At 50.2% G+C, this 12,961-nt stretch carries 11 protein-coding genes; all 11 read left to right on the top strand.

The genetic code is table 11. The features are described from left to right. The first annotated feature begins 21 nt into the window (after positions 1-21). Complete coding sequence (locus BLV33_RS17470; protein WP_090794475.1) at positions 22-2,112, top strand: BglG family transcription antiterminator; 2,091 nt, start codon at positions 22-24, stop codon at positions 2,110-2,112. Then, positions 2,109-2,546, top strand: a complete 438-nt coding sequence (locus BLV33_RS17465) for a PTS mannitol transporter subunit IIA (protein WP_090794472.1) — start codon at positions 2,109-2,111, stop codon at positions 2,544-2,546. Before BLV33_RS17470 ends, BLV33_RS17465 begins: the two co-directional genes overlap by 4 nt. Beyond that, a complete protein-coding gene (locus BLV33_RS17460; protein WP_090794469.1) occupies positions 2,543-3,700 on the top strand; it encodes a mannitol-1-phosphate 5-dehydrogenase in 1,158 nt (385 codons plus the stop codon). Before BLV33_RS17465 ends, BLV33_RS17460 begins: the two co-directional genes overlap by 4 nt. Positions 3,701-3,717: 17 nt before the next feature. Continuing rightward, entirely contained in the window at positions 3,718-5,436 is a 1,719-nt protein-coding gene (gene ptsP / locus BLV33_RS17455; protein WP_090794467.1) for a phosphoenolpyruvate--protein phosphotransferase, read from the top strand. A gap of 6 nt (positions 5,437-5,442) precedes the next feature. After that, a complete protein-coding gene (locus BLV33_RS17450) occupies positions 5,443-5,706 on the top strand; it encodes an HPr family phosphocarrier protein (protein WP_090794464.1) in 264 nt (87 codons plus the stop codon). A 103-nt stretch (positions 5,707-5,809) separates the two neighbouring features. Further along, positions 5,810-6,160, top strand: coding sequence for a cupin domain-containing protein (locus BLV33_RS17445; RefSeq protein ID WP_090794461.1), 351 nt, complete (start codon positions 5,810-5,812; stop codon positions 6,158-6,160). Between the two features lie 108 nt (positions 6,161-6,268). After that, complete coding sequence (locus tag BLV33_RS17440) at positions 6,269-7,183, top strand: DUF2232 domain-containing protein (protein WP_253187096.1); 915 nt, start codon at positions 6,269-6,271, stop codon at positions 7,181-7,183. 18 nt (positions 7,184-7,201) lie between these two features. Next, positions 7,202-9,163: a DHH family phosphoesterase gene (locus tag BLV33_RS17435; RefSeq protein ID WP_090794458.1), complete on the top strand. Its 1,962-nt coding sequence runs from the start codon at positions 7,202-7,204 to the stop codon at positions 9,161-9,163. Continuing rightward, positions 9,160-9,606: a 50S ribosomal protein L9 gene (gene rplI / locus BLV33_RS17430; protein ID WP_090794456.1), complete on the top strand. Its 447-nt coding sequence runs from the start codon at positions 9,160-9,162 to the stop codon at positions 9,604-9,606. Before BLV33_RS17435 ends, rplI begins: the two co-directional genes overlap by 4 nt. Before the next feature lie 420 nt (positions 9,607-10,026). Then, entirely contained in the window at positions 10,027-11,388 is a 1,362-nt protein-coding gene (dnaB, locus tag BLV33_RS17420) for a replicative DNA helicase (protein WP_090794451.1), read from the top strand. Positions 11,389-11,530: 142 nt separating this feature from the next. Beyond that, positions 11,531-12,817, top strand: a complete 1,287-nt coding sequence (locus BLV33_RS17415; RefSeq protein ID WP_090794447.1) for an adenylosuccinate synthase — start codon at positions 11,531-11,533, stop codon at positions 12,815-12,817. Positions 12,818-12,961: the final 144 nt, after the last annotated feature.

Here is a 12,961-nt window from a genome sequence, read left to right as displayed (position 1 = left end):
TTAATAAGGAAGATGTCCGTCATGAACATTTCCAATAGACAGCGTCAACTGTTGGAGCTGCTGATCAACCGCAAGGATGAAATCACGGCTGGAGAGATGGCAGCCGAGATCAAAGTCAGCACGAGAACGGTCCATAGAGAGCTGTCGGAGTTGGAAAACATTCTGGCGACGTATGGTGTCATACTGCGGAAAAAGTCAGGAACGGGTATGCAAATGCAGGCCAGTCCGCAGCAGTTGGAAGACCTTAAGCTAAATCTTCTTCACAATCAAACGATGGTTTATACTTCCGATGAACGCAAAATCCTGCTGCTTTGCTTTCTGCTGGAAGCGGATGAGCCGTTGAAACTTTTTACGCTGGCTCATGATCTGCACATCACAGTGCCTACAGTCAGCCATGATTTGGATGAGCTGGAGGCATGGATCGCGAAGAGCAGCCTTCAGCTTATTCGCCGCAGAGGCTTCGGTGTGCGGCTAAGTGGCAGCGAAGCGAATAAGCGAAAAATGATCTTCCAATTAGTCCAGATGCATGTGGATGAATCCGATTTATTTGGAAATGTCGGCGATCAGCCGTATCAACAGGTAACCGTCCATCTCCTGGCCATGGTGGGCAAAGTCAATTGGATGCAAGTGGAGCAGGTGTTGTGGCAGTTGGGGGAGCAGTGGCTGATTGAATTGTCCGAGAGCGATTATAATGATCTTTTAATTCGTTTATCCGTAGCGATTACGCGTATTCGTCAAGGTAAATGGATTGAGGATCATCGTCATATCGATTTCTTTGGAGAAGCGGCTACCAGTTCAGAGCAAGCCATCAGAATGAACACCATGGTTCAGCAAATATCAAAATCTCTTGGGCTTGAGCTTCCTCCAACTGAAGCGGCTTATATCGCTGAGCTGCTTGAAGGGAATAATGAATCGGATGTTAATGATCTGCTTCCTCATGATGATTTGGGCCTTATGGAGATCGTGGGGCAGATCATCCACTATGTGGAGGCTCGCATTGGCATCACGATCAGCGAGGATCGCTCTTTGAGGGAAGGGCTGTTCCATCATATCAAGCCTGCCTTGCAGCGGCTGGCCGAAGGTGCCCAAATCCGCAACCCGCTGCTCCATCAGATCAGGAAGGATTACGAGTTGCTGTTTGATTTGGTCCGTCAAGGGGTAGATGTGATCATAAGCCATTTGTCCGTTCCCGATGAGGAAATCGGTTATCTGGTCATGCATTTCGGCGCTTCCCTGGAAAGGATGAAACAGTTCCCTCGCGTCGTCCGAGCTATCGTCGTATGTACGAGCGGAATAGGCTCTTCCAAGCTGTTGGCGATTCGGCTGGGCAAAGAGCTGCCGCAAATCAAGATCATCGATTTTGCATCATGGTATGAAGCGGCAAGAATTCCCGAGGATGAGTATGATCTCATTATTTCGACCGTGGATCTCCCCTTGGACGCAGGTCAATATATTAAGATGAGCCCACTGATGACCAAGGAAGAGACGGAAAAGCTTCGCCATTTTGTTCAGGACATCACCTTGAAGCGTTCATCAACCGCCCGTCCGGAAGCATCGTATGGGGACCATTCCTTGGAGCGGCTGCGCAGCCTTAAAGGTTTTTTGGACATCACTCTGTTCTTATTGGACCGTTTCGAAGTCAATTATATAGAATCAACATCGGGTGGATTCGATTTACAGAAGACGCTGCAGCAAGTTTGTGAGATCTTAGGCAAGGCCGGATTCATAAAGCAAATCTCACCGGTTGTTGAACAGTTACTTGAGCGGGAACAGCACGGGAGTCAGGTAATCCCGGATACACACCTGGCTCTCTTTCATACAAGAAGTGAACAGATCCCAATGCCAATGATCGCCTTATTTAAGTTAGATCAGCCTTTGATTCTGGATGAAGGGTATCCTGCAGAAGTCAGGCAGCTGCTCATTATGCTGGGGCCGCGTGAGCTTTCCAAAGAAAGCCTGGAGGTTTTGAGCGAGATTAGCGCCCTGCTCCTGATTCCGGAAATGATACGGCTGTTTGAGCAAGGCACAAAGGCGGAAATTAAACAATTTATTTCAAGTGAGCTGGCAGGATTTTTCGCAAATAAAATGGAGACGGGGAGGAACCGCAAATGAGTATTCTATCTGCAGATAAAGTAAAGCTGGGCGTCAAGGTTGGGAACAAATATGAAGCGATACGCATAGCGGGCCAATTGCTTGTCGATGCTGGCCATGTGGATTCAGGATATATTGATAAAATGCTGGAAAGAGAGGACACATTATCGACGTACATGGGCGGCGGGCTGGCGATTCCGCACGGCACGAAGGATTCCAAGGAACTGATCAAATCCACGGGGATGTCGATTGTGCAAATTCCGGATGGCGTCGATTTCGGAGAGGGCGAATCCGCTTTTTTGATAGTGGGCATTGCGGCTGCGGGAGATGAGCACCTTGAAATTTTGACCAATGTAGCGATGGTTTGCTCCGATGATGAGAATCTGGAACGCATTCGCAAGGCGTCCAGCGAAGCCGAAATGATCGAAATCTTCGAAAGCGGGATGGAGTCATGAGAGCGGTCCATTTTGGAGCAGGCAATATCGGCAGAGGATTTATAGGACTGCTTCTGTCCCGATCTGGATATGAGGTTATCTTCGTAGATGTGAATGAAACGGTAGTATCGCTTTTGCAGCAAAGAGGAGAGTACTCGGTTTCCTTGGCGAACGAATCGCAAGCAACCACCCGCGTTACCGGTGTTACGGCAATCAGCGGAAAGAATATGGCGCAAGTAGCAGAAGCGATAGTCAGAGCTGACTTGGTCACAACGGCTGTAGGAGTTAACGTCCTTAAGCATATTGCTGAAGGTATAGCCCAAGGCATTGAAATGCGTATCATGCAAAACCATGCACCCTTGCATGTGATTGCTTGTGAGAATGCCATAGGAGGCAGCACGCAATTGAAAGAGCATGTGTATGCGCATTTAAGTGAAATAAATCGCCGGAAGGCGGATGAGCAAGTGGCTTTTCCGGATGCAGCGGTGGATCGAATCGTGCCGATTCAGCATCATGAGGACCCCTTACACGTTACTGTAGAGCCCTTTTACGAGTGGGTCGTCGATCGTTCGGCGATGATTAAGGGTTTTAAGGAAATCGAAGGCGTTCATTATGTGGATGAATTAGAGCCTTACATCGAGCGCAAGCTGTTTACTGTGAATACCGGCCATTGCTGTGCGGCGTATCTTGGCTATTTAAAGGGGTATTCGACGATTCAACAGACTATGAAAGATTCACTCATAACCTCTAAGGTGGAGAAGGTGCTGGAAGAGACAGGCGCTCTGCTTGTGAACAAGTATGGATTTGATCCAGTGGAACATAAGCATTATAGGGATACAATCCTCGATCGGTTCCGCAATCCTTATTTGACGGACGAAGTCGTACGGGTCGGCCGCTCACCTGTACGAAAGCTGTCCCCGAACGATCGGCTTGTTCGCCCAGCGCTTCAAGCCTTTGAGCGGGGGATCGAGCCGCAGAATCTGGCGATGGCCATGGCAGCCGCGCTGCGTTTCGATGCTCAGGAGGACCCGGAAGCATTGGAGCTGCAAGAGTCCATACGCACCCGTGGGGTAAGCGAGACCGTAACCAAGTATACGGGCATTGCCGCGGGGCATCCGATACATGCGTTAATCATAGAGCAATACGATCACATGCATCAGCGGATTCAATTGTAATCAAAGGGGTGGTAACCATGTCACAAACTTTAACAGGTATAGCTGCTTCCCCTGGCATCGCGATTGCCAAGGTATATCGGCTTGAAGTCTCCGCCTATGAGCCGGTTCGCACCATCGTTCCGGATCCGAAGAAGGAGGTGCTGCGTTTTCGTCACGCAGTTGAACGGGCCGCGGAGGAGCTAGAAGCTCTTCGCCAGCTTACAGAGGCTCGCTTGGGTGCCCAAAAGGCCGAGATTTTCGAAGCTCATGCGCTTTTGCTTGAAGACCCTGATTTCATTGACGTCATTGTTGAGCGCATCGCTCAGAAAAATATTAATGCGGAATATGCGCTCCATGAGGTCGCCCAATCGTTTATTGAGATGCTCATGGGCATGGATAACGAGCTGCTGAGGGAACGTGCCGCCGATGTGCGCGACGTATCCGGCAGGGTGATGAGCCATCTGCGAGGAATTCCCTATACGACGGTATCGAATATTTCCGAGGAAATAATTCTCGTCGCCGAGGACCTTTCACCATCCGATACCGCTCAGCTGAATCTGGATTATGTCAGGGGCTTCATCACTGAAATCGGCAGCCGCACATCCCATTCCGCCATTATGGCGCGTTCGCTCGGCATTCCTGCGATTGTCGGTGCAGGTGCTGCAGCCGGCGGAATTCGTGCAGACGATACCGTTATTTTGGACGCTGTCGAAGGCCGTATCATCGTGAATCCTGGTACCGAAGAGCTGCTGGCTTACAAGCAGAAGAAAGAGCAGTATGACAGGCACAGGCTTGAGCTCGCCACACTGAAGGATCAGGCCACTGTATCCAGCGATGGACATCGTGTAGAGCTTGCGGCCAATATCGGCAGTGTGGAGGACCTGCAGAAGGTGCTCGACAATGGAGCGGAAGGCATCGGCTTGTTCCGCACGGAGTTTCTTTACATGGGACGCAATAACTTCCCCACGGAGGAAGAACAGTTCAGCGTCTATAAGCATGTGCTGGAGAAAATGGCAGATAAGCCGGTCGTCATCCGCACGCTGGATATCGGCGGCGACAAGGAGCTGCCGTATTTGAAGCTGCCAGCAGAGAGCAACCCGTTCCTCGGTCTCCGCGCCATTCGCCTGTGCCTTGAGCGGCAGGACTTGTTCCGCACGCAGCTTCGTGCGCTGCTTCGCGCCAGCTCATACGGCCAACTGAAAATCATGTTCCCGATGATCGCGGTCATGGATGAGCTTCTGGAAGCCAAGCGTTTGCTCCAGGAAGAAAAAGATAAGTTAATCCAGGAGGGCTTGCCCGTTTCAGCTACCTTCGAGATAGGGATCATGATCGAGATTCCGGCAGCAGCGTTAGCCGCGGATGTATTAGCCAAGGAAGTTGATTTCTTCAGCATCGGGACCAATGACTTGATCCAATATACCATGGCGGCAGACCGGATGAATGAAACGGTGTCTTACTTGTATCAACCCTGCCATCCTTCTATACTTAAACTTATCCGGATGGTTATATACGCAGCGGGGAAAGAGGGTAAGTGGGTAGGAATGTGCGGAGAAATGGCCGGCGATGAGACGGCGATTCCGCTTTTGCTTGGGCTTGGACTGCATGAGTACAGTATGAGTGCCAGCTCCATTTTGCCTGCCAGAGCCTTGATTGGGCGGCTTTCTCGAACCGAATGGACTGTTCATGCGAATAAAGCTTTGACACTCGGAAGCCAGAACGAAATAAAAACCTTTGTAGAGAAGTTAATGAAGGAGTGATTGAACATGATTACTGAAACCTTTACCGTGCTGAATCCTTCCGGATTCCATGCCCGCCCTACGAAAACATTCGTACAAAAGGCCAGCACATTTCCTTGCAAAATCAATGTCAGCAAAAACGATAAAACCGTAAATGGGAAAAGCTCGCTAAGCATGCTGACTCTGGGTATCGAGAATGGCGACTCGATTACTTTGGAAATCGATGGCGAGCAAGAGAAGGAAGCTATGGAACAATTGGGACAATTGCTGGTACATATCTTTGAAGAATAGTCCTTACCTTGTATAATAGGAATGACGACGAAGCACTCTCGAGCAAACATTGAGTGCTTTTTGCTTATCAGTCCTAAGATAGTAATCAAAGGAGAGTTCAACGGTGAAAATAAGCAAAGCTACAGCACCTCATTATCATTGGGGAGCCATGTGTGACGGCTGGTTTCTGGAAAATTCCCCGAAACGTACAGTCATTCATGAAAGGATGCCGCCGGGAACGGCTGAAGCCAGACACTTCCATCGATTGGCCAAACAGTTCTTCTTTATTCTTGGCGGAATTGCGACTATGGAGATTGAGGGTAAGCTGGTTACACTTCACCCGCAAGAAGGAGTCACGATTGAAGCCGGTTTTCACCACCATATCAGGAATGAGTCCAATGAGGCCATTGAATTTCTGGTCATTTCCTCTCCGTCCACCCACGGGGATCGTTTTGCATCGGATGCTGCTCTCTAGGGGTAAAGATAGGACTTTATTCCCTGGAGCTGTTTTGTGGTATAATCGAGTACAGAGTCTGCGCTGGCAAACATCTAGAGCAAAACGAAATGTAAGAGGTGAGCCCTTTTGGGGAGAGCAAGTTGGCAAAGGCTATTATGGAGCTTCGTTTCCGCGATGATCCTTTTATCGTTCATGACTCCTTTTATTATTTTTACGATTAGTTTTCTGATGATTCCGCTCGTTATTCTTTATGTGAGGTCAAGCACCAGGCAGTTTGTCATCTACTATGTCGGAAGCCTGTTGTTTGTCTATTTGCTGTCCGCCTGGGTAGGTTCGGTATTGCTCGCGGTTTCGTTTTTTTTCCTGCCGCCGGTTCTCGTCATGGGATATCTGTATAAACGCAAAGCCCCTGCTCGAGCGGTAGTCACCACGGCAAGTCTAACCCTGTTGGCAGAATCCTTGCTCAGTCTCGTGATCGGTTATTTGGTGGGGATGAATCCCATTGCCAAGTTTAAGCAATTTATGATCAATAACTTAAGTTCTGCAGCTCCGGAGCTGCGTGCCTTGCTGCCCAAAGATCAAGAATTGTACATTAATATGATGACTCAAATTATCCCTGTGGTGCTGATCGCATTCGCTTTGTTTTATGTGATCGTGACACATGGGCTCAGCCGCTGGCTGCTGAATAAAAGCGGGGAATCCATCCCTGGGCTGAGACCCGTGCGAGAATGGATGCTGCCCAAGTCCTTTGTTTGGTTTTACTTGATTGCATTTGCCGCAGATCTTTTGATTAATCCGAATTCGAATACGCTGACAGCCATGCTGCTGTTAAACCTGCTGTCGCTGCTTGTTCCCCTTTTCGCGATTCAAGCCATAGGCTTTTTATTTTTCATCACTCATACAAACAAATGGAATCGGGTTCTGCCGATTATAGCTATCATTTTGCTAATTATATTGTCGCCGTTTTTCTTCGCGTTCAGCTTACTAGGGGTATTCGATGTCGCCTTTCCAATCCGTGAACGATTCAAGAAAAAATTATAGGATTAGGAGCTACAACCAATGCCGAAATTCCTTTTGAAGCGATGGCATGGACTACATATGGTCTGGACCTTTATTCTGCTGCTGGGACTTACGATTGCACTCTTTGCTTATCAATGGATCCTGGGTATAGTGGCTCTGCTGCTGAGCGGAGTGCTGGCCTATTACACGATTAAGGCCGAGACGGCTTTCCGCCGTGATTTGAATGCTTATGTCGGTACAATCTCTTACCGTGTTAAAAAAGCGGGGGGCGAGGTGACCAGCAGCATTCCGATCGGCATCATTTTATATAATGAGGATAAAAAGGTGGAATGGCACAATCCCTTCGTTGCCAAGATGCTGGGGCAGGATTCCGTGATTGGGGATTCGATTTTGGAGCTGATTCCGGAGCTAAAGGGCAAGAAGGAAAAGGACGAGAGGTTCGAGGTCGTCATCGGCAAGATGACCTACATGATCTCGCTGCGGCAAGAAGAGCGGCTGATGTATATTCGCGATATCACGGAATATGCCAACCTGGCTAAACGCTATGAAGAAGAGAAGATTACGATCGGTATTGTCATGATGGATAACCTGGATGAAGCCACCCAAGGCATGGATGACCAGACACGAAGCATTATGCTGGCCAAAGTGACCGGGGAGATAACGGAATGGGCACAAAAGCATCAGCTTTATTTGCGGCGGACCGCGGCGGACCGCTTTTTGATCATTATGGACCAAAAAGCCTTGAAGGAGCTGGAACAGACGCGATTTGAGATTCTGGATGATATTCGCGATATGACGATCGAGAACAAGCTTCCGATGACCCTGAGCGTGGGAATTGCATCGGGTACCGAGAAGCTTATCGAGCTGGGCCAAATGGCGCAAATGAGTTTGGATATGTCGCTGGGCCGCGGCGGGGATCAGGTCACGGTGAAGGTTGGACAGCGGCTTTCCTTTTATGGAGGCCGTACGAATGCTGTAGAGAAGCGCACGCGTGTAAGAGCTCGAGTGATCTCTCATGCTCTAAGGGATTTAATGAGAGAAAGCGATAAAGTGATTATCATGGGCCACCGTTTTCCGGATATGGATTCCATCGGAGCGGCGATTGGTGTGCTGAAGGCTGTGCAGGTGGTGGGCAAAGAAGGATATATCGTCCTGGAGGGAATCAATCCCTCGATCGAAAAACTGATGGAAACGATCGCCATGGATGAAAAGCTGCATCGCTGGTTCCTGACACCGGAGCAGGGCATGCAGATTGTGACTCCGCGCACCTTGGCGGTTGTGGTAGATACGCATAAAGCATCGATGGTGACTGAGCCGAAGTTGCTGCAGCAAACCCACCGGATCGTCATCGTGGACCATCATCGCCGGAGTGAGGATTTCATTCAGGATGCAACCCTGGTCTACATGGAGCCCTATGCTTCATCCACGTGCGAGCTCGTAACGGAGCTGCTGCAGTATATCAACGACAAGCTGACGATGGAAGTGCTTGAGGCGACGGTGCTCCTCGCTGGAATCGTCGTCGATACCAAAAGCTTCAGCCTGCGGACAGGCGCTCGGACCTTTGAGGCGGCCTCCTTCCTGCGGCGAAATGGCGCGGACTCTACGCTGATTCAGCAGCTGATGAAGGAAGATCTCGATTCCTTCATCGAGAAGGCCGAGATCATCAAACTCACGGAAATCTTGTATGACCATATCGCGCTTGCCGTTGCGGAACCGGGTCATAAATATCCACAGTTGATGATTGCCCAGGTTGCTGATACATTGTTGAATATGACCGATATTATGGCATCCTTCGTCATTAGTGAACGGAGCGATGGAGTGATTGGGATCAGCGCGAGGTCGCTGGGTCAAATCAATGTGCAGGTCGTGATGGAACGCCTCGGAGGCGGCGGGCATTTAACCAATGCGGCGACTCAGCTGGAAGGCTCGATCGAGGAAGCGACTCATAGGCTGACGCAGGTGTTGGAGCAAATTAATCAGGAGGAGGGACTTTTCGAATGAAAGTCGTATTCTTGCAAGACGTGAAGGGCCAAGGTAAAAAAGGTGAGATCAAAGAGGTCTCTGAAGGATATGCGCACAATTTTTTGATTGCCAAGGGCTTGGCCTCACCGGCCACCAAAGGCACGGTCACTCAGCTCGATAACCAGAAAAAAGCAGAGCAGCGAAAGAAAGACCAGGAAAAAGCGGACGCTGAGGCGCTCGGTGCCAAGCTGGGCGAACTGACGATTCAAATCAAAGCCAAAGCCGGCGAAGGCGGCCGCCTCTTCGGAGCGATCACGAACAAGCAAATCGCCGAGGCGCTCGAAAAGATAAGCATCAAAATCGACAAGCGCAAGCTCGTCCTCGAAGATCCGATTCGCACCCTGGGCGTCACCCAAATCCCGGTGAAGCTTCACCCGCAAGTGACAGCCAGCTTGAATGTTCAAGTGTTGGAAGAGAAGTAGGTTGGGATAGGATTTAGCGAGAATGTTGGTAAGAGCAGTACAGTAGGAATCAGCTAGATTGCTTAGTAAGAGCTGAATAGTTGGGATAGCGAGACAGTCCAAATGTAAAAAGTACATGTAATTGAGTTTGATAGGCTGATTTAAACTTGGTGAGATGTAAAACTTACATCTCGTTACTCGAATTATGCTGAAATTCACGAAAACTGGCTCTATGAGATGTAGGTTTTACATTTGGTTTTCTTGAAATTAGGGTATTTGATGTTTTGAAATGTATGAAATGCATCTCGTTGTTCAGAACTGGTGACAGCCGAAACGGCAAAAGATGAAATGACCCCGATTGAAGCTGCTAAAAGATGACTATAATTCGTTTCGATGAAGCTTAACGGTGATAGATTTACGATAAAAGGAGAAGTGCTGCTCATGAGCGGGGAATTGTTCCTGGATCGCGTACCCCCACAAAATATCGAGGCCGAGCAAGCGGTGCTCGGCGCGATATTGCTGCACAGCGATGCGCTGATCACCGCGATGGAGCGGCTGACCAGCGATGACTTCTACCGCTCGACCCATCAACGCATCTTTGAGATGATGATCGAGCTGACGGAAGAGAATGAGCCGGTCGACCTCATCACGCTGACCGCGAAGCTGCAGGATAAGCAGCAGCTCGATGACATCGGCGGCGTCATGTACCTCTCGGAGCTGGCGAATGTCGTGCCGACAGCTGCGAACGTCGACTACTACGCAGCCATCGTCGAAGAAAAATCGATGTTGCGCCGCCTGATTCGCGCCGCCACGCAGATCGTCTCGAACGGCTACGCCAGCTCGGACGATGTCGGGGACCTGCTCAGCGAAGCCGAGCAGCGCATCTTCGAGATCTCGCAGCGTCGCTCTTCGAGCGGCTTCATCTCCATTCGCGATGTGCTCATGGAGGTATTCGAGCGAGTCGAGTTCCTCTACTCGCACAAAGGCGGGGCCACGGGAATCCCTTCGGGCTTCGTGGACCTGGATAAAATGACGTCCGGCTTCCAGCGCTCGGACCTGATCATTGTCGCCGCCCGCCCTTCGGTAGGGAAAACCGCGTTCGCGCTGAACATCGCGCAGAACGTGGGGGTGCGGGCGAAGGAAACGGTCGCCATCTTCTCGCTGGAGATGGGCGCCTCGCAGCTGGTTCAGCGGATGATCTGCGCTGAAGCGAATGTGGACGCCACGCGGATGCGGACCGGTTATCTCGAAGGAGATGACTGGGAGAAGCTGACGATGGCGATTGGGGCTTTGTCCGAGGCGAGTATCTACATCGATGACTCGCCTTCCTTAACGGTAGCCGACATCCGTGCCAAATGCCGCAGGCTCAAGCAGGAGAAGGGGCTCGGCATGATCCTCATCGACTACCTCCAGCTGATTCACGGCCGCGGCAAGGGCGACAACCGGCAGCAGGAGGTTTCCGAGATTTCGCGAACCCTGAAGCAAATCGCGCGGGAGCTCAATGTGCCCGTGATCGCGCTCTCCCAGCTGAGCCGGGGTGTCGAGCAGCGGCAGGATAAGCGTCCGATGATGTCGGATCTAAGGGAATCGGGCTCGATTGAGCAGGATGCCGACATTGTGGCCTTCCTGTATCGGGACGATTACTATGATAAGGAATCCGAGAAGAAAAATATCATCGAGATCATCGTCGCCAAACAGCGGAATGGCCCGGTGGGAACGGTGGAGCTGGCTTTTCTGAAAAACTACAACAAATTCGTCAATATGGATCGTTCGCACCAAGAGGTGGCAGCGGGACAGTACTAACTGCATAAACTTGTTCAATTTCCGAACAATTATACAGGCTGCTGTATAATTGTTCGTTTTTTATTGACTTTACTTTGACGGACTGCTACACTAAAGACGGTAAAAAATCAGGGTGCATAGTCACCCCGCGGAGGTAATGCCAATGTCAACGGTTGTTGTTGTCGGAACGCAATGGGGAGATGAGGGGAAAGGCAAGATCACGGATTATTTGGCGGAGACGGCAGAGGTTGTAGCCCGCTATCAAGGAGGCAACAATGCCGGCCATACGATTCTGATTGAAGGCAAGAAATACAAGCTCACCATGATTCCATCCGGAATTTTTTATAAGGACAAAATCAACATCATCGGCAACGGCATGGTCATTAACCCTGCTGCGCTCATCGAGGAAATTAACTACATTCATGATCATGGATTCACCACAACAAACTTGAAAATCAGTGATCGCGCGCATGTGATCATGCCGTACCATCTGCTGCTGGATGGTCTGGAAGAAGACCGCAAGGGAGATAACAAGATTGGAACCACCCGCAAAGGGATCGGTCCTTGCTATATGGACAAAGCCGCCCGGAATGGCATTCGTATCTCCGACCTGATGGATGCGGAAGAATTTGAGCTTAGACTCAGAGCGGTGATTGCCGAGAAAAATGTAGTGATCGAGAAGGTTTATGGTTCACAAGGAGTAGAAGTGGAATCGATTCTGCAAGAATACCTGGGCTATGCGGCGATCCTTCGGCCCTATGTGACAGATACTTCCGTTGTTCTGAATGAGAATATCGATGAAGGGCGCAGAGTGTTATTCGAAGGTGCCCAAGGCGTAATGCTGGATATCGATCAAGGCACTTATCCATTCGTGACCTCATCGAATCCGTCCGCTGGTGGTGTTTGTATCGGTTCCGGAGTAGGACCATCGAAAATCAGTACGATCATCGGAGTAGCGAAGTCTTATACGACTCGTGTCGGAGATGGTCCCTTCCCTACCGAACTGAAGAACGAAATCGGCGACTGGATTAGGGAGAGAGGCTTTGAATACGGCACGGTGACCGGTCGTCCTCGCCGTGTAGGCTGGTTTGACAGCGTGGTAGTGCGCCATGCCAGAAGAGTCAGCGGTATCACCGGGCTTTCCTTGAACTCGATTGACGTGCTGTCCGGTCTGGAAACGGTCAAGATCTGTACCAGCTACAACTATCGCGGTGAGTTGATGGAGCACTACCCGGCAAGCCTGAAGACCCTCTCCGAGTGTGAGGCTGTCTATGAAGAGCTTCCCGGCTGGTCTGAAGACGTAACTGGAGCCAAGACGCTCAGCGATCTTCCCGAGAATGCCAGACATTACATTGAACGTGTTTCACAGCTAACCGGGATTCCGATTGCGATCTTCTCGGTCGGACGTAACCGAGAGCAAACGAATTTGGTTAGACCCATCTACGCTTAACAGACCAAGAATCCTCCGAGAAGCCGTGCGGAGGATTCTTTTTGTGTTGATTAGAAATAAGTTATTCTGAACTTATCTTGCTTCGCATCAACCTTGACAAACGCGCTCGTTATTTAGGACGGCGCAGCCGTTTATCCTTGCGTT

It is taken from the genome of Paenibacillus sp. GP183 (assembly GCF_900104695.1).
Taxonomy (GTDB): Bacteria; Bacillota; Bacilli; order Paenibacillales; family NBRC-103111; genus Paenibacillus_AI.
The sequence above is the reverse complement of the archived record's forward strand: the minus strand, read 5'-3'. Positions and strand labels throughout refer to the sequence as shown.